This window comes from Cupriavidus sp. a3 (genome assembly GCF_051015765.1).
In the GTDB taxonomy this organism is placed as follows: domain Bacteria; phylum Pseudomonadota; class Gammaproteobacteria; order Burkholderiales; family Burkholderiaceae; genus Cupriavidus; species Cupriavidus oxalaticus_A.
On record NZ_CP170644.1, the window covers coordinates 1,006,019 to 1,030,199 of the forward strand.

23 protein-coding genes and 2 pseudogenes are annotated in these 24,181 nt (G+C 64.8%); 10 read left to right on the top strand and 15 right to left on the bottom strand.

The window, feature by feature from the left end; translation table 11 throughout:
- Nucleotides 1-2: 2 nt before the first annotated feature.
- The 9 genes from moaA to ACAD63_RS26450 form a co-directional block, all read right to left on the bottom strand.
- A complete protein-coding gene (gene moaA / locus ACAD63_RS26410; RefSeq protein ID WP_434034603.1) occupies nucleotides 3-1,118 on the bottom strand; it encodes a GTP 3',8-cyclase MoaA in 1,116 nt (371 codons plus the stop codon).
- A gap of 108 nt (nucleotides 1,119-1,226) precedes the next feature.
- Entirely contained in the window at nucleotides 1,227-2,042 is an 816-nt protein-coding gene (locus ACAD63_RS26415; RefSeq protein ID WP_434034604.1) for an HlyD family efflux transporter periplasmic adaptor subunit, read from the bottom strand.
- Nucleotides 2,039-2,251, bottom strand: a complete 213-nt coding sequence (locus tag ACAD63_RS26420) for a DUF1656 domain-containing protein (RefSeq protein WP_434034605.1) — start codon at nucleotides 2,249-2,251, stop codon at nucleotides 2,039-2,041. Before ACAD63_RS26420 ends, ACAD63_RS26415 begins: the two co-directional genes overlap by 4 nt.
- Nucleotides 2,238-4,376, bottom strand: a complete 2,139-nt coding sequence (locus ACAD63_RS26425) for an FUSC family protein (protein WP_434034606.1) — start codon at nucleotides 4,374-4,376, stop codon at nucleotides 2,238-2,240. Before ACAD63_RS26425 ends, ACAD63_RS26420 begins: the two co-directional genes overlap by 14 nt.
- Before the next feature lie 3 nt (nucleotides 4,377-4,379).
- Nucleotides 4,380-4,517: a DUF2474 family protein gene (locus ACAD63_RS26430; RefSeq protein ID WP_434034607.1), complete on the bottom strand. Its 138-nt coding sequence runs from the start codon at nucleotides 4,515-4,517 to the stop codon at nucleotides 4,380-4,382.
- Nucleotides 4,517-5,524 (bottom strand): cytochrome d ubiquinol oxidase subunit II, encoded by a 1,008-nt coding sequence (gene cydB / locus ACAD63_RS26435; RefSeq protein WP_195427789.1) that lies wholly within the window; start codon nucleotides 5,522-5,524, stop codon nucleotides 4,517-4,519. The genes ACAD63_RS26430 and cydB overlap by 1 nt, the downstream gene beginning before the upstream one ends.
- A 20-nt stretch (nucleotides 5,525-5,544) precedes the next feature.
- Complete coding sequence (locus ACAD63_RS26440) at nucleotides 5,545-6,984, bottom strand: cytochrome ubiquinol oxidase subunit I (RefSeq protein ID WP_434034608.1); 1,440 nt, start codon at nucleotides 6,982-6,984, stop codon at nucleotides 5,545-5,547.
- Nucleotides 6,985-7,286: 302 nt separating this feature from the next.
- The gene (locus ACAD63_RS26445; protein WP_198065771.1) at nucleotides 7,287-7,409 is read right to left on the bottom strand and encodes an MFS transporter small subunit; all 123 of its coding nucleotides are present in this window, start codon (nucleotides 7,407-7,409) and stop codon (nucleotides 7,287-7,289) included.
- A 34-nt stretch (nucleotides 7,410-7,443) separates the two neighbouring features.
- The gene (locus tag ACAD63_RS26450; RefSeq protein ID WP_434034609.1) at nucleotides 7,444-8,895 is read right to left on the bottom strand and encodes an L-lactate MFS transporter; all 1,452 of its coding nucleotides are present in this window, start codon (nucleotides 8,893-8,895) and stop codon (nucleotides 7,444-7,446) included.
- Nucleotides 8,896-9,191: 296 nt separating this feature from the next.
- Here ACAD63_RS26450 and ACAD63_RS26455 point away from each other — a divergent pair, with 296 nt between their 5' ends.
- Together ACAD63_RS26455 and ACAD63_RS26460 are read left to right on the top strand one after the other, a co-directional pair.
- On the top strand, nucleotides 9,192-10,583 hold the full coding sequence (locus ACAD63_RS26455) for a sigma-54-dependent transcriptional regulator (protein ID WP_135702785.1): 1,392 nt from the start codon (nucleotides 9,192-9,194) through the stop codon (nucleotides 10,581-10,583).
- Nucleotides 10,584-10,609: 26 nt separating this feature from the next.
- Nucleotides 10,610-12,634: a sensor histidine kinase gene (locus ACAD63_RS26460; RefSeq protein ID WP_434034610.1), complete on the top strand. Its 2,025-nt coding sequence runs from the start codon at nucleotides 10,610-10,612 to the stop codon at nucleotides 12,632-12,634.
- 7 nt (nucleotides 12,635-12,641) lie between these two features.
- Here the strand turns inward: ACAD63_RS26460 and ACAD63_RS26465 are convergent, their stop codons facing one another.
- From ACAD63_RS26465 to ACAD63_RS26475, 3 genes are all read right to left on the bottom strand, one after another.
- Nucleotides 12,642-12,863 carry a hypothetical protein gene (locus tag ACAD63_RS26465; RefSeq protein WP_434034611.1) on the bottom strand — a complete coding sequence of 74 codons (222 nt, stop codon included), beginning with the start codon at nucleotides 12,861-12,863 and terminating at the stop codon, nucleotides 12,642-12,644.
- 426 nt (nucleotides 12,864-13,289) lie between these two features.
- Nucleotides 13,290-13,631 carry a YciI family protein gene (locus ACAD63_RS26470; RefSeq protein WP_167884539.1) on the bottom strand — a complete coding sequence of 114 codons (342 nt, stop codon included), beginning with the start codon at nucleotides 13,629-13,631 and terminating at the stop codon, nucleotides 13,290-13,292.
- A gap of 159 nt (nucleotides 13,632-13,790) precedes the next feature.
- Nucleotides 13,791-14,705 (bottom strand): LysR substrate-binding domain-containing protein, encoded by a 915-nt coding sequence (locus ACAD63_RS26475; RefSeq protein ID WP_195427786.1) that lies wholly within the window; start codon nucleotides 14,703-14,705, stop codon nucleotides 13,791-13,793.
- Between the two features lie 134 nt (nucleotides 14,706-14,839).
- Here ACAD63_RS26475 and ACAD63_RS26480 point away from each other — a divergent pair, with 134 nt between their 5' ends.
- The 5 genes from ACAD63_RS26480 (at nucleotide 14,840) to ACAD63_RS26500 (ending at nucleotide 20,253) form a co-directional block, all read left to right on the top strand.
- Entirely contained in the window at nucleotides 14,840-15,223 is a 384-nt protein-coding gene (locus tag ACAD63_RS26480) for a VOC family protein (RefSeq protein ID WP_135702781.1), read from the top strand.
- Nucleotides 15,220-16,155 carry an NAD(P)-dependent oxidoreductase gene (locus ACAD63_RS26485; RefSeq protein WP_135702780.1) on the top strand — a complete coding sequence of 312 codons (936 nt, stop codon included), beginning with the start codon at nucleotides 15,220-15,222 and terminating at the stop codon, nucleotides 16,153-16,155. The genes ACAD63_RS26480 and ACAD63_RS26485 overlap by 4 nt, the downstream gene beginning before the upstream one ends.
- Nucleotides 16,148-17,842, top strand: a complete 1,695-nt coding sequence (locus ACAD63_RS26490; protein WP_434034612.1) for an IlvD/Edd family dehydratase — start codon at nucleotides 16,148-16,150, stop codon at nucleotides 17,840-17,842. The genes ACAD63_RS26485 and ACAD63_RS26490 overlap by 8 nt, the downstream gene beginning before the upstream one ends.
- Nucleotides 17,843-17,874: 32 nt before the next feature.
- The gene (locus ACAD63_RS26495; RefSeq protein ID WP_135702778.1) at nucleotides 17,875-19,215 is read left to right on the top strand and encodes an NAD(P)H-dependent oxidoreductase; all 1,341 of its coding nucleotides are present in this window, start codon (nucleotides 17,875-17,877) and stop codon (nucleotides 19,213-19,215) included.
- Nucleotides 19,216-19,284: 69 nt separating this feature from the next.
- Nucleotides 19,285-20,253: a Bug family tripartite tricarboxylate transporter substrate binding protein gene (locus ACAD63_RS26500; protein WP_434034613.1), complete on the top strand. Its 969-nt coding sequence runs from the start codon at nucleotides 19,285-19,287 to the stop codon at nucleotides 20,251-20,253.
- Here ACAD63_RS26500 and ACAD63_RS26505 read toward each other — a convergent pair.
- Nucleotides 20,160-20,750: a 2,4'-dihydroxyacetophenone dioxygenase family protein gene (locus ACAD63_RS26505; protein WP_240745805.1), complete on the bottom strand. Its 591-nt coding sequence runs from the start codon at nucleotides 20,748-20,750 to the stop codon at nucleotides 20,160-20,162. The genes ACAD63_RS26500 and ACAD63_RS26505 overlap by 94 nt on opposite strands.
- A gap of 140 nt (nucleotides 20,751-20,890) precedes the next feature.
- Nucleotides 20,891-21,850 carry a TauD/TfdA dioxygenase family protein gene (locus tag ACAD63_RS26510; protein WP_135702776.1) on the bottom strand — a complete coding sequence of 320 codons (960 nt, stop codon included), beginning with the start codon at nucleotides 21,848-21,850 and terminating at the stop codon, nucleotides 20,891-20,893.
- Between the two features lie 521 nt (nucleotides 21,851-22,371).
- Between ACAD63_RS26510 and ACAD63_RS26515 the strand changes: the two genes are divergently transcribed.
- Nucleotides 22,372-22,548, top strand: coding sequence for a hypothetical protein (locus ACAD63_RS26515; protein ID WP_240745804.1), 177 nt, complete (start codon nucleotides 22,372-22,374; stop codon nucleotides 22,546-22,548).
- A gap of 353 nt (nucleotides 22,549-22,901) precedes the next feature.
- Here ACAD63_RS26515 and ACAD63_RS26520 read toward each other — a convergent pair whose 3' ends face one another.
- Nucleotides 22,902-23,225: a hypothetical protein gene (locus ACAD63_RS26520; RefSeq protein ID WP_135702775.1), complete on the bottom strand. Its 324-nt coding sequence runs from the start codon at nucleotides 23,223-23,225 to the stop codon at nucleotides 22,902-22,904.
- Nucleotides 23,226-23,587: 362 nt separating this feature from the next.
- Here ACAD63_RS26520 and ACAD63_RS26525 point away from each other — a divergent pair.
- Together ACAD63_RS26525 and ACAD63_RS26530 are read left to right on the top strand one after the other, a co-directional pair.
- A pseudogene (locus tag ACAD63_RS26525) lies at nucleotides 23,588-24,025 on the top strand (tyrosine-type recombinase/integrase); the annotation flags it as partial.
- A pseudogene (locus ACAD63_RS26530) lies at nucleotides 24,018-24,181 on the top strand (NAD(P)(+) transhydrogenase (Re/Si-specific) subunit beta); the annotation flags it as partial. The pseudogenes ACAD63_RS26525 and ACAD63_RS26530, both read left to right, overlap by 8 nt.

Genomic DNA, 24,181 nt, shown 5'->3' on the forward strand with positions numbered 1-24,181 from the left:
GCTCAGCCGCCCACCAGCGACATGCGTACGGTGGGGTATTGATGCTTGCCGCTGGCAAGCCGTTCCGCGCGCAATTCGCCGCGCAGTTCGGAGTAGCGGTCGCCGCGCGCCTGCCATGCCTGGCTGATGGCATCGGCGAGTGCTGCACCCGGGCGAGTGGCCGACAGGTGCGGACGCAGGTCGACGGAACTGGTGGCGAACAGGCACAGGTGCAGGCGGCCATCGACCGAAACGCGTGCGCGGGTGCAATCGCCGCAGAACGGGTGCGATACGCTGGAGATAAAGCCCAGTTTCAGGCTGCCATCGGCCAGCATGTAGTTGCTGGCCGTTTCCGCATCCCGCCGCGCGACCGGCAGCAGCGCATGCGTGCGCTCGACCATGGCGCGGATCTCGGCGGAAGGCATCACGCGCGACTGCGACCAGCCGCGCGGGCCCTCCACGTCCATATATTCGATAAAGCGCAGCGTGACGCCGCTGCCACGGAAGTGCTCGACCAGGGGCAACACCTGCGCGTCGTTGGTGCCGCGCTCGACCACGCAGTTGACCTTGACCGGAGCCAGCCCGGCGGCGCACGCGGCATCGATGCCTTCCAGCACCCGTGCCACCGGGAAACCGACGTCGTTCATGGCGCGGAACACGCCGTCGTCCAGGCTGTCCAGGCTGACCGTGACGCGGCCCAGGCCGGCGTCGCGCAGCGCGCGGGCCTTGCGCGCCAGCAGGCTGCCGTTGGTGGTCATGGCCACCTCGACCGGCTTGCCGCCGGGGGTGCGCAACGACGCAATCGCTTCCACCAGCGCTTCGATCCCCTTGCGCAGCAGCGGCTCGCCGCCGGTCAGCCGCACCTTCTCGACACCGAGCCAGACGAAGGCGCGGACGATGCGCAGCAGCTCGGCATCGCTCAACCGTTGCTGCGCCGTCAGGAACGGATAGTCGGGCCCGAAGCGCTCCTTCGGCATGCAATACGTGCAGCGAAAGTTGCACTGGTCGATCACGGAGAGCCGCAAGTCGCGCAAGGGCCGGCCAAGCAGGTCGCGGCAGGCCTGGTCCGGCGCGATGGTGGCCAGGGTGGCGGGGTTGGCTTGGGTAGCGTGCTGGGTCTGCACAGGCGCGGCTTGCATGGCGGCTCTCCCGGGGGCAATGGGGTGGGGCATGCCGTCCATGGTAAGGACGGCTCGCGGCCCGGCAGGCGCACACTTCGGGCCGGCCCGCAGCAGAACAGTTGGCGCTTATTCGTGCGCGTCGCGGATGCGCACCGTGGCGGTCTGGCCGGCGATCAGGCGTACTCCGGGCGGCACCTTGTCCAGCGCGATGCGCACCGGGATGCGCTGTGCCAGCCGCACCCAGTTGAAGGTCGGGTTGACGCTGGGGAGCATGTTCGGCCCGCTGCTGCGGTCCTGGTCTTCGATGCCGGGGGCAATGCTCTGCACCCGGCCGCGCAGCGGCGTGGGCAGGCCCATGATATGTACCTCCGCGGCACTGCCGACCCGGATCGCGGGCAGCTTGGTTTCCTCGAAATACCCTTCGACGAACTGGGTGCCGCTCGCCACCACCGACAGCGCCGGGCGGCCGCGGCTGGCAAAATCCCCAGCGCGCGGCAGGCGGTCGCTGACATAGCCGTCCACGGGGCTGGTTACGCGGCAGCGGGCAAGGTTCAGGCTGGCCACGTCCACCGCGGCATCGGCCGTGGCGACGCGCCCCTGCGCGTTGTCCGCCGCGGCGGGATCGCGGCGCGCCAGGGCCAGCGCCGCGCGTGCCGAGGCGGCCTCGGCCTGCGCCACTCGCAACGCCAGGCTGAAGCGCGCCTCGTCCACCACGAACAGCACCTGGCCGCGCCGCACCCAGGCATTGCCATCGACCATCACGGCCGTGACCAGGCCGGAGACATCGGGCGCGACCTGGATCACGTCCGCGCGCACATGGCCGTCGCGCGTCCACGGTGCTTCGGTGTAGTACTGCCACAGATGCCAGGCGGTCAGTGCCGCCGCGACCACGGCCGCCAGGGTCACCGCGTAGGGGCCGAGCAGCGAAAGCTTGCGATTCATAATGGAGCCTGCCAGGCGAGCGCGACGATCGCGCCCAGCACGAGGATATAAAGCGAGAAGTTGAACAGGGACCGGTGCCACACGATGCGGTAGAAGCCGATCCGGCCGAGCACGGCGCGCACGCCGGCGGTGATGGCGAACGCCGCCAGCATCCACACCACGGTGGCCGGCACGAAGACGCCGTACAGGTCGAACTCAGTGGCGTGCATGAGGGCGTCCGTGGTCCGCGCGGTCCGTGCGGTCCGTATACAGCGCCAGCCGCAGGGTGGCCAGCGCCGCCAGCGCGGCGCGGGGGCTGGCGTGGAAATTCGTGGCCAGCGCCGCGGCGGCCGCGTCGATCCGCGCGGCCAGTGCCACAGTAGGCGTGCCGGCATGGCCGATGCGCGCGCACTGCCGGTAATGCCGCGCCACCCCTGCCAGCACGTGTTCCACGGCGCGGCGGCGCTCGGCCGGGCCATCGGCACAGGCGCGCCGCAGCGCCAGCACGGCGGCTTCCACCAGGAAGTCGGCTGCGGCAAGGCCGGCCGGCCTGGTGCTGGCGTTGTTGCGGCGCGTCAGCGGCGGCCACTGGCGCAGCAGCCGGTCCAGCATGCGGCCGCGCAGCCGCGCGCTGTTGACCGCCGCGCGCGGATGCGCGGCCAGCGCGATCTCGTTCCAGTTGGCCCTGGCCAGCCGGTAGGCCACCAGCTGCTGGCCGAAGGGCTGCATCAGCACGGCCCACAACGCGGCGAACACCAGCGCCGCCAGGCTTGCCAGGCTGCTGTTGAAGATGCCGGCGAAGCTGGCTGCACCGAGGTGCTGCGGCCCGGGGAACGACGCCGCGGTGACCGCCAGCAGCACCCCGAACAGCGCATTGCGCGGCTGCGTCGTCATCGCGCCGATGAACAGGTACGGAACGAACAGCAGCGCCACCAGCGAGCCGAAGTCATGCGCCAGCACCAGCACCACGAACTGGTAGTACCAGGACAGCAGCGCGCAGGCGATGCTCCACGCGATCACGCGGCCGGCCACCAGGCGCGGCTCCGCGGTGCTCGCAATAAAGCAGCTGGCAAGCGCGGCCAGCCCGACCGGGACGGCGCCGTCGACCCAGCCCGAGGCCATCCACAGCAAGCCCGCCATTAAGGTGGCCGAGCCGGCGGTGGCGGCGCGGAACAGCAGTTGCGCGTGATCGTGGTGGCGCGCCCGTCCGGCGGGCTCGACCCGATAGCGCAGCGTCGCCGGGTCGCTGCCATGCTGGCGCAGGCTTGCCTGCAGCAGGCGGCAGTCTTGCCACAGGTCGGCCAGCTCATCGAGGTAGGTACTGGTGGCCGCGACCAGGCGCGCATGCCAGTCCGCGGATGGTGCCGGTGCAGTGCCCGAGGGTAGCCAGGAAGGCACCGGGCGGCTCGCGCCCCGCTCGCCGGCGATCCATGCCAGGGTGGCGCGCAGCCGTTGCGCCACCGCGTCAGGCATGCCCGCCGGGTGGCGCCGCAAGGCGCCGGCGGCATCGGCAAGCGCCAGCACCAGCGGCAGCAGGGCCGTCATGCGCTGGTGCAGGGCGCGCGCGTGCCGCAGTGCCGGCGCACCGTCGGTCTCATATCTGAGCTGGGCGAGCTGCGTCTCCATGGCCAGGATATCGGCGGCCAGCAGGCTGAAGCTGTCGTGGCGCTGGCCCGCGCTGGCACCGGTGGCGCCGGTGGCCATGATGTCGCGGATCCAGCGCGAGGCATGGTCCAGCCAGACGGACGCGCGCGCAGCCAGCGCCGGGGTGGTGCGCACGGGAAAGACCACCGCGCTGACCACGCTGGCGCAGGCGATGCCGATCACGATCTCCTCGATGCGGGCAAGGCCCATGCCGAACACGGCCGCCGGATGCGTGACCGTGGGCAGCGCCACGATCGGCAGCGTGTAGGCGGCCAGCAGGCAGATGTAGTTGCGCGGCGCCGGCTCCAGCAGGGACAGGTAGAGCAGGGCGCCGGTCCAGCACGCGATCGCGGCCATCAGCAGCACGGGCTCGTCGACCAGCAGCGGCACCAGCACCACTGCGGACACCGCGCCCAGCAGCGTGCCGAGGATGCGGTAGGTGCCCTTGGCGTGGGTGGCGCCGGCCAGCGGGCTGGATACCAGGTACACCGTGGCCATGGCCCAGTACGGCCGCGGCAGGCCGAGCGCCAGCGCCACGCCGAGCGCCAGCATGGCCGCGCCGAACACCTTCAGCGAATGCAGCCACGGCGCGTATTCCGGGCATGCTGCCGCGAGCGCGCGGAGCCAGCGCTGTGCCTCGGTGGCATCGGGGGCATCCGGTGCATCGTGGCCCGGCAGCGTGGCCCGGGGAAGCGGGTTGGACGAGGCCATGCTTCAGCCCGACAACCCGACCGCCCGCATCAGCAGCCGCATCAGGCTGGCGCACACGAAGACCGTGCCGACGCCCGCCAGCCACAGGGCCAGCAGCCAGCCCAGCCGCGACGCGAGCCCCGAACGCATGAGCCTGGCCATCAGTGGTATCCCTCCCCGCGCTTGACTTTGCCGCGGAACACATAGTAGGACCAGGACGTGTAGGCCAGGATGATCGGCACGATGAACAGCGTGCCGACCAGCGCAAAGCCCTGGCTTTGCGGGGCCGACGACGCATCGAAGATCGAGATCGACGGCGGGATGATATTGGGCCAGATGCTGATGGCCAGCCCGGTATAGCCCATGAAGATCATCAGCAGCGCGTACAGGAACGGCGCCACGTTCGGCCGCTGGTGCAGCGAGCGGTAGATGCCGGCGGCCGCGACCAGCACCAGCAGCGGCACCGGCAGGAAGAAGAACAGGTTGGGCAGCGCGAACCAGCGCTCGGCAATGCCCGGATGCGTCAGCGGCGTCCACACGCTCACCGCCGCGATCATGGCCACCATCACGCCCGTCAGCACGTTGGTCACGCGCAGCATGGTCCATTGCAGCCGGCCCTCGGTCTTCATGATCAGCCAGGTAACGCCCAGGAAGGCGTACGTGATCACCACGCCCACGCCCGCGAAGATCGGGAACGGCGCCAGCCAGTCCAGCGCGCCGCCGGCATAGGTGGTGACATCCATGGCAATGCCATCGATATAGGCGCCCAGCGTCACGCCCTGGAAGAACGCGGCCACCACCGAGCCCCACGTGAAGGCGGCATCCCAGTACGGGCGGCTGCGGTCGCTGGCCTTGAAGCGGAATTCGAAGGCCACGCCACGGAAGATCAGTCCCAGCAGCATGAACATCAGCGGCAGGTAGAACGCGGTCAGCAGCACCGAGTAGGCCAGCGGGAAGGCGCACAGCAGCGCCGCGCCGCCCAGCACCAGCCAGGTCTCGTTGCCGTCCCAGACCGGCGCCACGGTGTTCATCATCACGTCGCGGTCATGGCGGTCGCCGACGAAGGGGAAGAGGATGCCGATGCCAAGATCGAAGCCGTCCATGACGACGTACATCATCACGCCGAAGAAGATCAGGGCGGCCCAGATAACGGGAAGGTTGATACCCATGTCGATCACCTGTTCAGGGTTCAGGAATCGCGGCGGCCGTGGCGGGCCATCGCGTGGGGTTCGGAAGCCGCGGCGATGGCGGCGGGAACGACGCTGCCGGGGCCGTAGGACGGTGCCTCATGCGGATGTGCGTCAGGGGCGGGGCCGGCGCTGGCCAGCTTGAGCATGTAGCGGATGCCGACGCCGAAGCAGACGAAATAGACCACCACGAACAGCGCCAGCGACAGCGCCACCGGGCCGGCCGCATGCGCCGACACGGCGTCCCGGGTACGCAGCAACCCGTACACCACCCACGGCTGGCGCCCGATCTCCGTGGTCATCCAGCCGGCCAGCAGCGCGATCAGGCCGGTGGGGCCCATCGCCACGGCCAGGCGCAGGAACGCCCTGGACCGGTACAGCGCGCCGTTGCGGCGCAGTATCCATCCCAGCAGGCCGAAGCCGATCATCGCCACGCCCAGGCCCACCATGGTGCGGAAGGTAAAGAACAGCACGGTGGCGTTGGGGCGGTCTTCCGTGGGGAAGTCCTTCAGGCCGCGGATCTGCCCGTCAAGGGTGTGCGTCAGGATCAGGCTGCCCAGGCGCGGAATCTCGATGGCGTAGCGGGTTTCCTCGCGCTCCATGTCGGGGATGCCGAACACGATCAGCGGAAAGCCGTTCTTGTCATCCTTCGCGGCCGTGTTCCAGTGCCCCTCCAGCGCCGCGATCTTGGCGGGCTGGTGCTCCAGCGTGTTCAGGCCGTGGGCGTCGCCCACCATCGCCTGGATCGGCGCGGTGACCAGCACCATCCACATCGCCAGCGACAGCATCTTGCGCGCGGCGGGCACGGCGCGCCCGTGCAGCAGCTGCCAGGCCGACGACGCCGCCACGAACAGCGCCGTGGACAGCAGCGCGGCGATGACCATATGGGCGAGGCGGTAGGGGAACGACGGGTTGAAGATCACCTCCAGCCAGTCGGTCGGCACCACCTTGCCGGCAACGATGACGTAGCCGGCGGGCGTGTGCATCCAGCTGTTGGACGCCAGGATCCAGGTGGAGGAAATCATGGTGCCGAGCGCCACCATCACCGTCGAGAAGAAATGGAGCCCCGGCCCGACGCGGTTCCAGCCGAACAGCATCACGCCAAGGAAGCCCGCCTCCAGGAAGAAGGCGGTCAGCACCTCGTAGGTCAGCAGCGGGCCGGTGACGCCCCCGGCAAACTGCGAGAAGCCCGACCAGTTGGTGCCGAACTCATAGGCCATGACCAGGCCGGAGACGACCCCCATGCCGAAGTTCAGCGAGAAGATCTTGATCCAGAACTGGTACAGGGTCCGGTAGACGGTGTCCCGGGTCTGCAGCCAGCGCGCTTCCAGGAATGCCAGGAAGCAGGCCAGCCCGATAGTGATGGCGGGAAATAAGATGTGGAAGGAAACCGTGAACCCGAACTGGATTCGGGCAAGGTCCAGGGCTGTGAGTCCGTGCATTGAGGTGCTCTCCGTGGGGGGCGCCGCCGGCAGATGGGCCGTACCGCGACATTACGGACAAGGGTACGGGTGACAGCCTGCCCGCCAGGGATACAGTTCTGGGGGAACCGTTCAAGCTCAGTTGTTCGGGCCGGGGCGGCGCTGGCCAGGCCCGTGGGCGCCACCAGTACAGATGGCGCCGTTGCGCGGGATCACAGGCTGGGATGGATCCCGCGGCATCGACGGGCCCGGAGCCAGGGGCAATCGCATCGGGCGCCACCGCAAGCACGGAGCGTGCTGCAGCGGACAGCCTGCGCGGTCGCTCAGCTGAACAGCGTCATGGCCTTGCCGAGGGTCGACCAGATGCCCGCGCCCAGCGGGATCAGCACATAGGTCCAGAACGCGAGCAGCAGCAGTGTCTTGCCGAAAGTGCGGCCGTTTTCCATGGTTTGTCTCCTGTGTTCTTGATGGCAGGCCCAGTCAGGCCGCGCTGGCCGCTTCGCGCAGGTGGTGCCGCGCATGCACCGGCCGGATCAGCAGGTTGCAGGCGAAGCCCACCACCAGCAGTCCCGCCATGATGTGCAGGGTGTCGACGTAGACCTCTGACCTGGGCACGCCCAGCGCCAGCTTGTACTCGCGGATGTAGTTCACCAGCGCCGGTCCGGCAATGCCGGCGGCGGCCCATGCGGTCAGCAGGCGGCCATGGATTCCGCCCACGTACGCGGTGCCGAACATGTCGGCCAGGTAGGCCGGAATGGTGCTGAAGCCGCCGCCGTACATGGTCAGGATCAGGAAATAGCAGGCCACGAACAGCGCCACGTTGCCGGCCGCGCCGATCGCCGGCACGGCCAGGTAGAGCGCGGCCCCGAAGGCGAAGAAGATGGCGTAGGTCAGCTTGCGGCCGAAGTAGTCGCTGGCGGAGCTCCACAGGAAGCGTCCCGTCATGTTGCCGATGCTGAGCAGGCCGACGAAGCCGGCCGCGGCCGCGGCGGTGATGGTGCCCTTGAAGGTTTCCTGGATCATCACCGCTGCCTGGCCCAGCACGCCGATGCCTGCCGTGATGTTCAGGAACAGGATCAGCCATAGCAGGTAGAACTGCGGCGTCTTCAGCGCCTGGTCGATATGCACGTTGGCGTGCGTGACCATCTTGCTCGCCTTGGCCTTGGGCACAAAGCCGGCAGGCGCCCAGCCCGGGGCCGGGATGCGGATCGCCAGCGCGCCAAGCGACATCGAGATGAAATAGATCACGCCCATGACCAGGAAGGTCTCGGCCACGCCCGCGCTGGTGGCGCTTTTGAAGTGGTTCATCAGCGCGAGCGACAGCGGCGCGCCGATCATCGCGCCGCCGCCGAAGCCCATGATCGCCATCCCGGTGGCCATGCCTCGGCGGTCCGGGAACCAGCGGATCAGCGTAGACACCGGCGACACGTATCCAAGCCCGAGCCCGATCCCGCCCAGCACGCCGTAGCCCAGGTACAGCATCCAGATCTGGTGCAGCCAGATCCCCGCCGCCGACACCAGGAAGCCGCCGCCGAAGCAGCACGCGGCCGTGAACATGGTGCGGCGCGGCCCGACCTTCTCCAGCCACTTGCCCGCGAACGCGGCCGAGATGCCAACGAAGAAGATCGCCAGCGAGAACACCCAGCCCAGCGTGGTCAGCTGCCAGTCGCCCGGCGCCGCGCTCGTGACGCCGATGATCCGTGTCAGCGGTTCGTTGAAGACCGAGAAGGCGTAGGCCTGGCCGATGCACAGGTGCACCGCCAGCGCGGCGGGCGGCACCATCCAGCGGTTGAAGCCCGGCCGGGCGATGATCGCTTCCTTGGAGAAGGGCGATGGCCGCGATGCTGGCCGCGATGGCGATGGTCCTTGCGATGGCCCGGAACGGTGTTGCTCCTGCTTGGCGGGTGTTTGCGCTTGCGCGGAATAGGACATGAAGTTGTCTCCTACCTGGAAGTGGCAGCCTCTTGTTGCGCGGGTGCGCCGGGCTGAGGCGCGTCGTTCAGCAAGAGCTGTGCCGGTGGCCGATACCGTTTGCCATCAATGGGTTGCGGCAAGCGGCCTTCCGGAAGGGCGGGCCATTGGACAAAATGTCCGGGCACGGGCCCGGCGTGCGGGTCAAAATGTCCATCCACGGCCGCCGCCGCGCACGGTCGGGTCGGTTTAACCCCAATACAGGCGGATCGGGCACAGTCGCTAGACTCTCCGCCTGCACCGCAACAACCAAAGTGATGAGCGAACGACAAAGCAACGCCGCCGAAGCCGATAACTGGCAGCGCCGCACGATCCTGGTGGTGGACGACGAGGCCGGCATGCGTTCGTTCCTGTCGCGGGCGCTGGAAGGCAAGGTGGGCAGCGTGCTTACGGCCGACAGCGCCGAAGCGGGCGCCGCGCTGCTGGAGCAGCGCCATGTGGACCTGATCCTGCTGGACGTGGCGCTGCCCGGCGCCAGCGGCATGGAGTGGCTCCAGGCATTGCGCGCAGCCGGCAATCCCGCCGACGTCATCCTGATGACGGCCTTCGCCGACATGGACACGGCCATTGCCGCGCTGCGCTCCGGCGCGGCGGACTTCATCGTCAAGCCGTTCCGCGTCGACCAGGTGCTCAACGCCATCCGGCGCTGCTTCAACCAGGCCCGGCTCGCGCGCGAGAACTACCTGCTGCGCCGCGAGCTGGACAAGTACACCATCCACAAGGACTTCATCGGCGAGTCCGAAGCCATGAAGAAGCTGATGGCGCTGGTCGCGCGGGTCGCACCGATGCCGTCCACGGTGCTGGTGACGGGCGAGTCCGGCACCGGCAAGGAAGTGGTGGCGCGCGAGCTGCACCGGCTCAGCGGCCGCCAGGGCCAGTTCGTGCCGCTGAACTGCGGCGCGATGGCGCCCGAGATCATCGAAAGCGAGCTGTTCGGCCACGCCAAGGGCGCTTTCACCGGCGCGGCCGGCGCGCGCCACGGGCTGTTCCTCTATGCCGATGGCGGCACGCTGTTCCTGGACGAGATCTCGGAACTGCCGCTGGCGATGCAGGCCAAGCTGCTGCGCGTCATCGAGGACCGGCGCATCCGCCCGCTCGGCACCGAGCGCGAGATCGCGGTGGACGTGCGCATCGTTGCCGCCTGCAACCGCAACCTGGCCAACGAAGTCGCCGCGGGGCGCTTCCGCCAGGACCTGTTCTACCGGCTCGACGTGGTCGCCGTGACCATCCCGCCGCTGCGCACGCGGCCGGAAGACGTGGTGCCGCTGGCCGAGCATTTCTCCGAGCAGCTGTCGGCGCAGCTGGGGCTGCCGCCGGTGCCGCTGTCGCCGTCGCTGGTGTGCCTGCTCAAGGCCTATGACTGGCCAGGCAATGCGCGCGAGCTGCGCAACCTGGTGGAGCGGGCGCTGATCCTGGGCGAGTACCCCGTCGAACTGCTGGCCCATGCCGCCGAGCCGCGTGACGCGGATACGCCGCCGACGCATGACGCAGCCGCCGACGACGCCACCCTGCTCGAAGCCGTCGAGCGCCGGCACATCCTGCAGGTGCTGGCGGCGGAGGGCGGCAATCGCGTGGAAGCCGCGCGCCGGCTCGGCATCTCGCGCCGCACGCTGGACCGCAAATGCCTGCAGTGGGGCCTGCGCGCTTGAAGCCCTCAACGCCCTCAGCGCCCTCAATGCTGCTGCGCCGCTATCGCGCCTCGCTGCGCGCCAAGCTGGTGTCCATCGTGGTCGCGCCCCTGCTGGTGGCGCTGGTGGCGCTGCTGCTGCTGATGGCGCTGTGGGGCAATCGCACGTTCCAGGCCTTGCTGGCCTACAAGGTCAACAGCGACCTGCTGGTCGCCCACGAGTACTTCGAGCACATGGTCGGCGGCATGAAAGACCGCGTCCTGCAGGAGGCCAGATCCTATGCCCTGGTGGACGGTCTTGGCCGCGGCAGCGCCATGCCCGCCATCCTGGCCGACGCGCGGCGTACGCACGGCCTCGACTTCCTGCAACTGCTCGATCCCAAAGGGCGGCTGCTTGCCGCTGCGCCGGCGGGTGCGGCGGGTATGGACTACGCCGGCTGGCGCGTGGTGGAAAGCGCCGCGGCCGGCCGCCCGGATGCCGCCACCGACGCCTGGTCCGCCGCGCAGCTGGCTGCCGTCTCCGGCGACCTTGCCAGGCGCGCCCAGGTAACGCTGCGCGCCACCGCCAATGCGGCGCCGACCGACAGGACCATGGAATCCCGTGGCATGGTGGTGCACGCGGCGGCGCCGGTGTTCGATGCGGCGGGCAAGCTGGTGGCGATCCTGCACGGCGGTACGCTGCTGAACCACAACCTCGGCTTTATCGACGCGATCAACGCACTGGTCTACCAGCCGGAATCCCTGCCCCGTGGCAGCCAGGGCACGGCGACCCTGTTCCTGGACGACACGCGCATTGCCACCAATGTGCGGCTGTTCCATGGCGAGCGGGCCCTGGGCACGCGCGTCTCCCGCGAGGTGCGGGACAAGGTGCTCACGCGTGGCGAAAAATGGCTGGACCTGGCCTTCGTGGTCAACGACCGGTACATGAGCGCCTATGAGCCTATCGTGGACAGCCGCGGCCAGCGCATCGGCATGCTCTACGTGGGCTACCTGGCCAGGCCGATCAGCCAGGCCAAGGACCTCGCGCTGGGCGTGCTGGTGGGCCTGTTCCTGCTGCTGGCCGTGGCGGGAGCGCTATTCTCGCTGCTGTGGGCCAGGCGCGTGTTCACGCCGATGACGCAGATGGTCGGCACCATGCGCGCGCTCGAGGCCGGCAACGACAACGCGCGCGTCGGCCCGGTGCGCAGCGAGGATGAACTGGGCCAGCTCGCCGGCCAGTTCGACCGGTTGCTGTCGGACGTGCAGCAGCGCAATGCCGAGCTCAGGGACTGGGCGGACTCGCTAGACCGCAAGGTCGCCGAGCGGACCCGCGAGCTCGAGGATGCGAACGCGGTGCTGCGCGCGACCCGGCAGCAGCTGATTACCTCGGAAAAGCTTGCGCTCGCGGGGCAGCTTACCGCGGGCGTGGCCCATGAGATCAACAATCCGATTGCGGTGATCCAGGGCAACCTGGACGTGACCCGCGATATTCTCGGCCCGGCCGCGGAGCCGGTCCGGCATGAATTGCGGCTGATCGACGAGCAGGTGCGACGCATCTACCTGCTGACCAACCGGCTGCTGCAGTTTGTCCGGCCGGAGGCCTACGCCGGCAATACCGAGCGCCTGGATGTGGGCGAGGTCGCGGCCGGCTGCGTGGACCTGGTCCGGCATATGCTGAAGGACGCGGCCATCCGGGTCGAACTGGCCTGCCAGGCCACACGCCGCGTGCGCATCAGCCGCAGCGAACTGCAGCAGGTCATCGTCAACCTGGTGACCAATGCCATCCACGCCATGCCGGAGGGCGGCATCCTTACGCTGGCCACGCGCGACTGGGAAGGGCACGGCGTGACGCTGCATGTGCGCGACACGGGCCGCGGCATCCGCGAGGAAGACCTGCCCAACCTGTTCAATCCGTTTTTCACCACCAAGAAGCAGATGGGGACCGGCCTCGGCCTGTCCATCAGCTATGCGCTGGTAGAGCGCTATGGTGGCCGCATTACGGTGGAAAGCACGGTGGGGCAGGGTGCCGAGTTCATCGTCTGGCTGCGCGAAGACGGGTCTGCGGCGCAGCCAGAGGCGGATGGCCGAGGGTGATGACGACTCACGCCACGGGACACAACTCCTCTGCCATCAGATCAAGTTGCGTTTTGATCATTGCCAGCAGGCAGTGTACGCCGTGGCATGCCTGCAAGCGCTCGCTTTCCACTTCCAGCAGCGACAGGACGCTACCCAGGCCGGCCTTGATCCGGTCGAGCGATTCAAGTGTTTCTGCCGGAATGCCGACGATAATGGCTTCGCGCTGTTGATGGACTTTCTCTTGCATTGCGTTCTCCTGAAGAAGGTTGAGACCCGCCTGATGCAATTGCTTGAGGGGTGGCGGGCCTGACAGCGGGGGTCGAAATACCGGCTCACCAACGAACACCGGCCAGCCTGATTGGCTGCCCCGCCCGGCCCGCCATTGTGAAGCGACGCGCGCGTGCGTTTGAGGATGGTCGCCTGAGCGACCATCCGTTGGTGAAAGCGGGTTTCGACGCCCGATCACCGTTGTCTCGGTGATGGCCTTAGTTTTCCCTTTTCAGTTGGGGATGACGATCAGACGATTCGCAAGCTTCCTTTGGGTTCAACGGAAAGCGGCTTCCGGCGGCAGCTCTGCAACCGGACTCGGCTATTGCCTGACTGAAGTTCATGGCGATGAGGAAAGTAGATGCGGGAGAGTGTCTTCGCTCGCAGTGGGTACGGGCCCTGCCCGTCAGCTCTCGGGGTCATACCCAAACTCGCGGAGTTCCTGCGAGCAGCGGCAGGCTTTGGCGATCTTTGCAGCCCACAGGATGGCGGCTTCGCGCGACGGGAGCTGCAGGACACAGAAGCCACCGTCGAACTCCTTCGTCTGGGGATAGGTTTCGTTTGTGACCGTGCCGTCTGAGGCGACCATGAGTGGTGCGACATCCTCGTTGATACCACCACCGAACACGTACACGCCTGCAGCCTTCGCCTCGCGTATGACCTCGTGCGCAGCTTCGCCCACGGCGGCAAAGTCCTCGGCGGGGACTTGCATCGCCCTTCCAGGAAAGGAGATAAGGTATTTCGTCATCGTTCCATCCTTCGGTTGAGGCTGGTGCTGTTTGGGAGGCCTAGCCTGTTATGGGTTGATGTGTAACGCGCCCTAATACGGATGATGCGCTCTAACACGTGCAGATTCCGAGCATGTAAGCCGTTGATCTTGCAGAGTGGCCTATCGGACGGCAGCAATTCAGTCAGGCGTCTTACTCAGATGCTCGACAAGAAGGGCAGCTGAACCGGACAGAGCGCGGGAGGCGCTCGTGGCGATAAGCAGCCTCCGCTCTGCCCAGTCATCTACAAGCCGAACGGCTTTCAGACCCCACGGCTCGAGCTTTCGAAAGCATGCGCCGAGCGGAAGTACACCTATCCCCAGATTAGAAGCAATCATTTCGGACATGGCGTCAAAGCTTCGAACCTGGATGCGCAGCCGCAACGGAAAGCCAATGTCATGTGCCGCGCTAGAGATGGTGTTAAGCAGCGAACTGCCTCGATTCAGGCCCACGAAATCATAGGAAAGACAGCTTCGGAAGTCGATTTCGTCCACCCCCGCCAACGGGTGCGTCTTCGAGCAAAGTACAACGAGCCGGTCAGTTTGATAGGGGATGACGTTCAGACCGTGCGTTGGTGGACCCTCGACGAAGATGCCTACGTCTGCCAGTCCTTCCACGATTGCACGGACGATGTCACCGCTGAGTTGCTCTTCGACCTCGACACGGGTGTCGGGGTAAAGGTGCAAAAAGCTTTCTAGTGCAGATGGAAGAAATTCGACCAGGGCGGACATGTTCGCCCAAAGCCGAACGTGTCCCCGAGAACCGCTTGAGTACTCGCTGAGCTCATTACTGAAAAGCTCGAATCCCTGAAAAAGACGCATCGCGTGCTGAAGCGCAACGTGACCAGCGGGCGTCAGCCGAATGCCGTGGGCATTCCGCTCCATCAGGACTGCGTTAGAGGCGGTTTCGAAGTCCGAAATCCGCCTGCTTGCGGCCGATAGCGCCAAGTTACACCGCTCGGCACCCTTGGTGATGCTGCCGGTCTGTGCCACGGCACAGAACAAACGCAGAGTGACGAAATCGACGCGAGCGGGATTGATGAGGTTCTGTGGCATGTAGGCACTTTATCAGTCTGGCAAGCGACCGGCTTCGCAAAATGCGAAGGCTCCATGCGAAATTAGGAATTCCCCCTCGCCTATTCGTGCGCATACATTCGAGGTCATCGCAAAATCGCAAGAAGGAGACGCTGGTGATTCATCACTTGGACCATCTGGTCTTGACGACCAGCAACGAGGAAGCATGTGTCGATTTCTACGTCGGTCTGTTGGGGATGACCCTCGAGACCTTCGCAGAAGGCCGCAAAGCCTTCAAGTTCGGCGAGCAGAAAATCAATCTGCATGTGAAGGGCAAGGAATTCGAGCCGAAGGCCCATCTTCCCGTGCCTGGCGCCCTGGACCTCTGCTTTATCGCGGCGATTCCGCTCGATGAAGTCATCGCGAAACTGAATGCGCGGGGCGCTCGCATTATCGAAGGGCCGGTCGCCCGTACCGGCGCGAACTACCGCCTGCGTTCGATTTACCTGCGCGACCCCGACCTGAATCTGATTGAAATCTCCGAGAGGGCCGACGCATGAGTGCCGCAAATTCCGAGCGCACCATTGTTGGCTTCGTTGGCCTCGGCCAGATGGGCAAGCCAATGGCTCTTAACCTGATTCATGCCGACACGGACCTGCGCGTCACGTCAAAAGTGCAGGACCCGTATCGGGAGCTGCAGGAAGCTGGCGCTACGACAGCCGACAATCTGGCCGGCCTGGCCGACGCCAAAATTGTGTTCCTGAGTCTGCCAGGCACCGCTGCCGTGCTGGATGTGCTATTTGGCGACGGTGGATTGGCAACGCTGCTTCGTCCGGGTTCCATCGTTGTCGATACCAGCACGATGGAGCACGGTGCGACGATGGATATTCATGCACGTCTTACTGCTGCCGGCATCGTGTTCCTCGATGCGCCGGTGTCGGGAATGCAATCGCGGGCTGAAGCCGGCACATTGACTGTCATGTGCGGCGGGGCGGAACAGACCTTTGAAACGGTGAAGCCGTGGCTCGAGCGCATGGGCAACAACGTCCTGTACATGGGTGACGCAGGTAGCGGACAGCTGACGAAGCTCGTGAACCAGTTGTTATTCGATATCAACTGCGCCGCTCTCGCAGAGATTCTTCCCATGTCCCGGAAGATGGGGCTGGACCCCGAGAAGATTGCGTCAGTCATCAACAGCGGCACGGGGCGTAGCTACGCATCGGAATTCTTCCTGCCCCGCATCCTGGCACGCCACTTCAGCGACGGCTATCCGCTCAAGGCGGCCTACAAGGACCTGGTCAGCGCGGCCGAGTTAGGCGCTCGCCATTGCATCCCGATGCCTGTGCTTGCCGCCGCTACCGCCACATATCAGATGAGTCTGTTGGCCGGCCACGGCACCAGCGACAAGGGCGCAATGACGCGTTTCTTTGAAGACATGCTTGCCGTGCAGTTCAGCGCCGCAGCACCCCAGATGGAGAAAGAACATGGCTGAACCGCTTGGCCTAGACAATGGCCTGACAAACTACGGCGACCGGGATTTCGCGCGTTACCTGCGCCGCTCGATGGCGCATTCGATGGGTATCTCGGGAGAGTTGCTTTCGAAACCGGTTGTCGGCATCGCGGCATCGCCCAGCGATTTCAACAACTGTCACCGCTACATGCCACAACTCGTAGAAGCGGTATCGCGCGGTGTGCTCGCGGCAGGTGGCTTGCCGCGCATGTTCCCCACGGTGTCCCTGGGCGAAGTGTTCCTCAACCCGACCAGCATGGTGTACCGCAACCTGATGTCGATGGACGTCGAGGAAATGGTGCGCGCCCAACCGATGGACGCCGTCGTCCTGATTGGTGGCTGCGACAAGACCGTGCCGGCTCAGCTGATGGGCGCTGCTTCTGCCAATCGCCCCGCCATCCAACTGGTGACTGGCCCGATGTCAACGGGTCGCCACAAGGGCGAGCGGCTCGGCGCATGCACGGATTGCCGTCGCTTCTGGGGCAAGTTCCGAGCCGCAGAGATTGACCAGCAAGAAATCCAGATGGTCGAAACACGTCTGGCCACCACTGCCGGCACCTGTGCCGTCATGGGTACCGCCAGTACGATGGCGTGCATTGCGGAAGCGCTCGGCATGTCATTGCCAGGCACCGCGGCGATTCCTGCAGTCGACTCGCAGCGTTTGGTGGCCGCTGAAGAGAGTGGACGGGCTGCAGTGCGACTGGCGCGTTCGCCAATCGTGCCTTCGCAAATCATGACCGAGCAGTCGGTCGAAAACGCCTTCCGCGTCCTGATGGCGCTGGGCGGTTCCACCAATGCCATCATCCACCTCACGGCCGTTGCCGGCCGCCTCGGCATCCGTATCAGCCCGCAACGCCTGAACGAGATTTCGGACGAAACCCCGGTGCTGGTCGACCTCAAGCCGGTGGGCGATGGGTACATGGAGGACTTCCATTCCGCAGGCGGCATGGGCGCGGTGCTGCGCGAACTGCGCCCGCTGCTGAACCTGGACTGCCTGACCGTGGATGGCAGGACGCTGCGCGAGCGCCTGGACGAACCGGTTGGCTGGGTGGACCGCAAAGTCGTCCGGGCGTTTGACAAGCCGGTTAGCGAGGTCGGCGGGCTGATTGCCCTGCACGGCAGCCTGGCACCGGACGGCGCAATCTTCAAGCGTGCTGCCGCCACGCCTTCGTTGTTCGAAACCGAAGGCCGCGCGGTGGTCTTCGAAGGCCTGGAAGACTTGGCCAACCGTGTCGATTCGCCCGACCTGGACGTCAATGCGGATGACATCCTAGTGCTGAAGAACGCCGGCCCGCTGGCAGCCGGTATGCCAGAAGCCGGCTATCTGCCTATTCCGTCGAAGCTCGCCAAGGCCGGCGTGAAAGACATGGTTCGCATCTCGGATGCCCGCATGAGCGGTACCGCATACGGCACCATCGTGCTGCACATCTCTCCGGAGGCGGCGGCCGGCGGCCCCTTGGAAGCGGTCCGCAACGGCGATCGGATTCGCCTGTCGGTGTCTAAAAAGAGAATCGACTTGCTGGTCGAGCCTGACGAAATTGCACGCCGTCTTACGGAGCGCAGGCCGCTGCCTCAGAAGCGCGGCGGTTATCAGCAACTCTATCAGCGCACAGTCACGCAAGCCCCTGAAGGCTGTGACCTCGACTTCCTCGCCCAGCCTCGCAGCTGACACCGTTCGTCACCAACCTTACTCGATTGACCATGAACTTTTATCCTCAGCTGCTCGCGCGCGCCGAGCAGGGAAACCCCGTGCGCGTCGGCCTTATTGGTGCAGGGAAATTCGGCTCGATGTACCTGGCGCAGGTGCCGCGCACGCCAGGCGTGCACATGGTTGGTATTGCCGACCTGAATCCGGCAAACGCCCATGCCAGCCTCGAACGCGTGGGCTGGGAACGTGGCCGTGCGCAAGCAGCGACCCTGGATGACGCGGTCGCCTCGGGCGCCACGCACGTCGGCGATGACTGGGAAGCGCTTGTGGCGCATCCGGGTGTTGACATCATAATCGAATGCACGGGTAACCCGATTGCCGCTGTCGACCACTGCCTCGCCGCGTTCAAGCATGGCAAGCATGTCATCAACGTCACGGTCGAAGCCGATGCATTCTGCGGTCCGCTGCTAGCCCACCGTTCCCGTCAGGCTGGAGTGGTCTACTCCTTGGCCTATGGTGACCAACCAGGCTTGGCATGCGAACTCGTCGATTGGGCTCGCACTTGCGGGTTCCCCATCATCGCCGCGGGGCGCGGGCACAAGTGGCTGCCCAAGTTCCGGGAATCGACGCCCGATACGGTCTGGGACCACTGGGGCGTTACGGCCGACCAGGCACGCATCGGCGGCATGAATTCGAAAATGTTCAATGCCTTCCTCGATGGCTCCAAGCCAGCTATCGAAAGCACTGCCATTGCAAATGCCACCGGCCTTCATGTGCAGGCCGAAGGTATCACCTTTGCACCGGCGTCCGTCGAGCAGATTCCGACCGTCATGCGGCTCAAGTCGGATGGCGGCGTGCTGTCGCAAAAGGGTGTGGTCGATGTGGTGTCGTCGCTGAACACCGACGGTACTTCCGTAGGGTACGACATCCGTAAGGGTGTGTGGGTCTGCGTCGAGGCACCAACGGAATACATTCGTCGCTGCTTCAAGGAATACCAGGTTTTCACCGACCCCAACGGCCAGTGCATGGTCCAGTACAAGAAATGGCATCTCATTGGCCTGGAGCTCGGCATCTCTGTGGCGAGCGTCGGGTTGCGTCGGGAGTCAACCGGTGTGGGTCAGCACTTTAACGCGGACGTCGTTGCCACGGCAAAGCGGGACCTGAAGGCAGGGGAGATGCTCGATGGCGAAGGCGGTTACACGGTCTTCGGCAAGCTGTTCCCTGCAAAGGAATCGCTCCGTGTTGGCAGTCTGCCCTTGGGTCTGGCCCATCACATGAAACTGCGGCGGGATGTGCCCAAGGACCAGTCCCTCACGTGGGAGGACGTGGTCATCGATGCAGAGCAACCAGCCTACCGCGTTCGTAAAGAGATGGAAGCTCTGTTCCAGAGCTGACAGGCCACCGGAACGAAGCCGGGATGGGACGGACCTTCCCGACTTACATATATCAATAGGAGACGCAGAATGAAATGGAGTGTGAAGATCTCCGCGACAGCGCTCGTGCTGGCGGCCGCAGGGCCGGTGCTTGCAGCTGACGCCTACCCTAGCAAGCCGGTCACGATGATTGTCCCGAGCGCACCTGCTGGGTCGACCGACATCGTCGCGCGGCTAATTGGCGAGCAACTAGCCAAGGACCTCGGCCAGCCTATCGTGATTGAGAACCGGCCTGGCGCCAGCGGCAACATTGGCACAGAAGCTGTCGCGAGAGCCAAGCCGGATGGTTACACGCTCCTCATGCAGTACTCCGGCTATCACGTGGGCAATCCCACGCTGTTTCCCCAGGGGCGCTGGAAGCCTAAGGACTTCGCGTCTGTAGCGCTGGTGATGCGCGCCCCGCATGTCGTCGCCGTCAGCGGAAAGATTCCCGCTCAGAACCTGCGAGACCTGATTGCGTTTGGCAAGAAGGACAACCAAGGCTTGTTCTTTGCGTCATCAGGCAATGGCTCCATCCAGCATATTGCGGGCGTCATGTTCGGCAATCAAGCGCAGGTCCCGGTAACCCATGTCCCATACAAGGGGGCTGGTCCTGTGGTCAGCGACCTCATCGGCGGCCAGGTCGATATGTTCGTGACGACACCGCCGTCAGTAATCGGACAGGTTAAGGCCGGAAAAATCAAGGCACTGGCTTACACGGGGGCTAAACGCCACCCTTCGATGCCTGACGTCCCGACTTCTGCTGAAGCTGGTCTGCCAAGCTACATCGTGGAGTCTTGGTTTGCGGTATTCGCGCCGGCAGGCACGCCGCCGGACATCGTCAAGAAACTCTCCACATCGATTCAGAAAATCGTGGAGAGCCCGGAGTACAAGAAAAAGATTGAGGAGCAGGGCGGCTTTGCTGCCTACATGGACCCTCCGACTCTGGATAAATTTGTGACCCAAGAACTCGCTACCTGGGCGAAGGTGATTAAGGACGGAAGAATCACCGCTGAATAACGGTTGCGACGACCGAAGGTGGGAAGGTCTCTGGCATCGGGGATACTGTGAAGAGCTTCCGTGGGATTCCATATGCAGCGCTTGTTGTCGTTCTCATCGACAAAAACAAGGTCACCCATCACGGAGACCAGCGTCACCACGTAGCCGCCTTCATCGTCGGTGCTGACGACTTCGGGCGTGTGGCAGGACGCGGCGGTCTCGAATACCACGCTGCCAGGACCCGCAACCCAGTCGTGCTCCTTGTATTTCCACTGGCCTTCCAGCGTGTAGACGACGACGGTGCCGGAATGGTGGTGCTTGGGAAGCTGCATGCTCTTGGGCGCCTTCATCAGCACGATGATTTCGCCCCGAATCGGGTCAAGCTTGAAGTACTTCAGCAGGACGTCGTCCGAATAGGGGGTGAACGGAACCCACGGCAGCGATTCGCCATCGATGACTGCAGTATCGATTTGTTGGTAAAGCCTGACTGTCTCCAGTGATTTGGAATAAGACGGCATTTCAATACACCGCGTGATGCAACACGCGTGCGGTGAGGAGCCTCATCCTTCCTCGACATCGTTCCGGATGAGGCGCTGTTTGCCGCCGCCATGGGTTGGCTGGCGGACTTCTCAGGGGTTTTTCCGGCGGACTGTCCGGATCAGGAAAGGGATGTGCCTGTCAGCGTCGCGCGAAGCATCTTGCGTGGCGCATTGCCATAGTCCGCCACGGCATAGTGTTGGCACAGCAGGTTGTCCCACATTGCCACGGTGTTGTCGCGCCATTTCAGGCGCACCTGATACTCCGGAATCGCGGCCTGCGAGCACAGGTAGCACAGCAGGTGGTGCGACTCGGGCATGAAGTCCTGGCCGTAGCTAATGTCCGTGAAGTTGAAATAGTTCACGAAATGGGTCGTGAATGCCGAATTGACAAACAGAACCTTTTCCTGGGTCTCCGGGTGGATCAGGACGACCGGATGTTCACTGCCGGGGTTCTTTGCTGCGGCGGCGTGGCGTTCGTCCTTCGGATACTGAGCCAGGAAGACATGTTCGGCGCTGTGCTTGGCGTACAGGCCGTCAATTCGCTGCTTGATGGCGTCGGGAAGGCGTTCATAGGCCATTACCATGTTGGACCAGATCGTATCGCCGCCGTTTTCCGGTCCCATTTCGCGGCGCAAGACTGCGCCGCGCGGAGGGGCCTTCTTGTAGGTCACGTCCGAATGCCAGACATTCTCCCGGCTGGCCTTCTCGACAAAATTCTGTTTGTTCGGATCCAGATTCCGATAGAGCATCAGAAGCTTGTCGGCCTCCGGATGGCTCGGCGCAAGCGGGTGCGCTTCGAGTTCGGCGAATTGCGCGGCAAACGCCTGCTGCTCCAGCGGGGTAATGTCCTGGTCGCGGAAGAACAGCACCTTGTGCTTCAGCCACAGCGCCCGAATCTCAGCAATGAGGTCAGGATCCTGGGCGGCGTCGGCCAGGCTGATGTTGCTGAGTTCAGCGCCGATGGCCGGCGTGCAAAGCTCCACCTTGATCGAATGTTGACGCACCGATGTCCGGATGATGGCTGGTGCTGTAGGGGAGGCTTGTGTAGCCCAGTTCTGCGCCGTAGTTGCTGCTGTCATAGCTGTCTCCAATCTCAGTCTGGGCCGCGGTGCGCGAGTCGTTGGCAGGCCTTGGTGGTTCGGCACGCCAGCGCATCGACGGCGCTTGATCAAATCCACTTGGATGCAGCTATGGTAGGTTTTGTCGCCCCTCCATGATTCGCCCTATGGGCCAAATTCTTAGCATGTTGGGACACGCCGTCAATTGCCTTCAAGTCGCCCATGCAATGGGCAGTTGGCGCTCTTGCTTGCCGTTCGATGCTAGTCGGTACGAGAACCGGGCAGAAAGCCGTGGGCCGATGAAGCAGCCACACCTGCGTCAGGGACCTCCCAAATGATCATCCACGGTCCACCCGGGGCCTGGCTGTGGCCATGCTCTGCCTGTAGTTAGCCACCCAATCCGATGGGGTCTTGCCGAACTCCCGGCGGAACCAGCGGGAAAAGTCGCCAGCGGTGGAGAATCCAAGCAGTTCGGCGACTTCATATAGCTTGCGCCTGCTGTGGTCGCGAGGCTGACGCCCAAGGCGATTCACAGCACCGCCATGGCGACGCTCGCCCTGGCCTACAACGTCCTCGGCCTGGCGCCGGGTTCCATCGTCACCGGAGCACTGGCAGATCGGGTAGGGCTGACGGTGGCGCTCGAGCTATTGCCAAGAGCAGGGATCGCGTCGGCTGTTGTCCTGTTGATAGGCGTGCGCTATATGCGCGGTGAGAGATGACTGTTCTCGTGTCGGATGCGGAACTGATTACCAGCATTTCGCGGAATCATTGCCTTGTACGCGGCGTAGCCCAATCGCCCCAGCGAGTCGCCCCTCGATGGCGAGACAAGGGCTTACCGAAGGCATCGTAGCGGTAATCGCGATGGTTGGTGGCAAGACCGTCTTGGAAGTGGTGATTCAGACGCGGCGATCCAGATGCGGCTGCTGCGATTCAGTAGCGTGACGCGACGGAAGGCCCGGAACGGATGGGGTGACGCCTGAAGCGAAAATAGCCCCCCGCTGTGTGCGAGGGGCCACCGCTTTCCCTGATCTTCCCGGGCGGACCGGGAAGGCCACGCAGTTGACGCGTTCCGCTATTGCTTGCTGCCGCTATTGGCGCCGTCAGTAAACGGATCGGCCTTCCCTGCCTTCGCGCCGTCGGTATAAGGATCAGCTTTGCCAGCCCTCGCGCCGTCGGTATACGGGTCGGGCTTCTTGGTCGGCGCCAAGTCGGTGCGGGTCGACTCCTTAGCCCCATCCGTATATGGGTCGAATTTTGAGGATTTCGCACCGTCCGTAAATGGATCCGCTTTCCCCTTGGCCCCTTGCGTATACGGATCCACTGCCTTTTGCGCGTAGCCGGGCAGTGCTAGTGATGCTCCGAAGGCCGCAATTACCGCGATAATAATCGCTCTCATTTCTTTCTCCCGTGAGGATCAACTTCACTCAAGCGTAGAACCCGACTGGCGGGGGCGACCTGCCCTGAACTGGCCCTGCCCGAGGCGAATCCGCGACGGGCTGCCTCCCCATAGTAGGTCGTACTGTGCTTGTCTGCAACGGCAACGCCTGTGCCGCGTCGGCGCCGGCGCCGGAGCGAGATGACCGATACTTGACGCAAACGTCATTGCCCGCGGGCTATGCCAGCGCCCGTTTTTGGCCGACGGACTAAACCGCTCACACGGTAACCCTCCGGTCAAGCGCGAAGTGACTCAACCGCCAGCGCTGTTTCCTATGTTGAGGACCGAGGCAATTCGCCTCGAGCCTCGACAGGAGCACAGCCATGTCAGTCGCGACGCCTACCATCAGCCCGCTACGCCAGCGCATGATCGAAGACATGCGGATGCGCAAGCTTGGAGATAAGACCCAGACCCAATACATCCGTGCCGTGCGCCGGTTCGCGGTCTTTCTCGGCCGCTCTCCCGACACGGCTAGCACTGAGGACCTACGGCGCTATCAACTCCATCTGGTCGATCACGGCATCTCCCCGGTTTCGCTCAATGCCGCGATCACCGGATTGAAGTTCTTCTTTGAAGTGACGCTCGGCGACGCGCAACGCATGGCCAAGATGCGACCGGTACGAATTCCACGCACCCTGCCCGTGGTAGTCAGTCCCGACGAAGTCGGCCGACTGCTGGCGGCCGCTGGGAACCTGAAGCACCAGACCGCGCTCGCGGTCGCCTATGGCGCCGGCTTGCGCGCCAGCGAAGTGGCTGAACTCGTACTCGGGCTGGGCGGCGGCGGGCATCGGCTTCTCGCTGAACAACCCGATGCTGATCATCGCCGGCTCGCTGGTGGGCTCAAGCGGTGCCATCCTCTCGTACATCATGTGCCGCGCGATGAACCGCTCGTTCTTCAACGTGATCCTGGGCGGCTT

What these genes read in the sequence shown, in the direction of transcription:
- ACAD63_RS26450 (WP_434034609.1), bottom strand. Translation starts at nt 8,895, where the DNA reads ATGTCCTATTCCGCGCAAGCGCAAACACCCGCCAAGCAGGAGCAACAC.
- ACAD63_RS26430 (WP_434034607.1), bottom strand. Translation starts at nt 4,517, where the DNA reads ATGGCCAGGCTCATGCGTTCGGGGCTCGCGTCGCGGCTGGGCTGGCTG.
- ACAD63_RS26445 (WP_198065771.1), bottom strand. Translation starts at nt 7,409, where the DNA reads ATGGAAAACGGCCGCACTTTCGGCAAGACACTGCTGCTGCTCGCGTTC.
- ACAD63_RS26500 (WP_434034613.1), top strand. Translation starts at nt 19,285, where the DNA reads ATGAAATGGAGTGTGAAGATCTCCGCGACAGCGCTCGTGCTGGCGGCC.
- ACAD63_RS26510 (WP_135702776.1), bottom strand. Translation starts at nt 21,850, where the DNA reads ATGACAGCAGCAACTACGGCGCAGAACTGGGCTACACAAGCCTCCCCT.
- ACAD63_RS26440 (WP_434034608.1), bottom strand. Translation starts at nt 6,984, where the DNA reads ATGCACGGACTCACAGCCCTGGACCTTGCCCGAATCCAGTTCGGGTTC.
- ACAD63_RS26420 (WP_434034605.1), bottom strand. Translation starts at nt 2,251, where the DNA reads ATGCACGCCACTGAGTTCGACCTGTACGGCGTCTTCGTGCCGGCCACC.
- ACAD63_RS26415 (WP_434034604.1), bottom strand. Translation starts at nt 2,042, where the DNA reads ATGAATCGCAAGCTTTCGCTGCTCGGCCCCTACGCGGTGACCCTGGCG.
- ACAD63_RS26515 (WP_240745804.1), top strand. Translation starts at nt 22,372, where the DNA reads ATGGCGACGCTCGCCCTGGCCTACAACGTCCTCGGCCTGGCGCCGGGT.
- ACAD63_RS26455 (WP_135702785.1), top strand. Translation starts at nt 9,192, where the DNA reads ATGAGCGAACGACAAAGCAACGCCGCCGAAGCCGATAACTGGCAGCGC.
- ACAD63_RS26520 (WP_135702775.1), bottom strand. Translation starts at nt 23,225, where the DNA reads ATGAGAGCGATTATTATCGCGGTAATTGCGGCCTTCGGAGCATCACTA.
- cydB (WP_195427789.1), bottom strand. Translation starts at nt 5,524, where the DNA reads ATGGGTATCAACCTTCCCGTTATCTGGGCCGCCCTGATCTTCTTCGGC.
- ACAD63_RS26465 (WP_434034611.1), bottom strand. Translation starts at nt 12,863, where the DNA reads ATGCAAGAGAAAGTCCATCAACAGCGCGAAGCCATTATCGTCGGCATT.
- ACAD63_RS26490 (WP_434034612.1), top strand. Translation starts at nt 16,148, where the DNA reads ATGGCTGAACCGCTTGGCCTAGACAATGGCCTGACAAACTACGGCGAC.
- ACAD63_RS26485 (WP_135702780.1), top strand. Translation starts at nt 15,220, where the DNA reads ATGAGTGCCGCAAATTCCGAGCGCACCATTGTTGGCTTCGTTGGCCTC.
- moaA (WP_434034603.1), bottom strand. Translation starts at nt 1,118, where the DNA reads ATGCAAGCCGCGCCTGTGCAGACCCAGCACGCTACCCAAGCCAACCCC.
- ACAD63_RS26475 (WP_195427786.1), bottom strand. Translation starts at nt 14,705, where the DNA reads ATGCCACAGAACCTCATCAATCCCGCTCGCGTCGATTTCGTCACTCTG.
- ACAD63_RS26460 (WP_434034610.1), top strand. Translation starts at nt 10,610, where the DNA reads ATGCTGCTGCGCCGCTATCGCGCCTCGCTGCGCGCCAAGCTGGTGTCC.
- ACAD63_RS26505 (WP_240745805.1), bottom strand. Translation starts at nt 20,750, where the DNA reads ATGCCGTCTTATTCCAAATCACTGGAGACAGTCAGGCTTTACCAACAA.
- ACAD63_RS26470 (WP_167884539.1), bottom strand. Translation starts at nt 13,631, where the DNA reads ATGACGAAATACCTTATCTCCTTTCCTGGAAGGGCGATGCAAGTCCCC.
- ACAD63_RS26495 (WP_135702778.1), top strand. Translation starts at nt 17,875, where the DNA reads ATGAACTTTTATCCTCAGCTGCTCGCGCGCGCCGAGCAGGGAAACCCC.
- ACAD63_RS26425 (WP_434034606.1), bottom strand. Translation starts at nt 4,376, where the DNA reads ATGGCCTCGTCCAACCCGCTTCCCCGGGCCACGCTGCCGGGCCACGAT.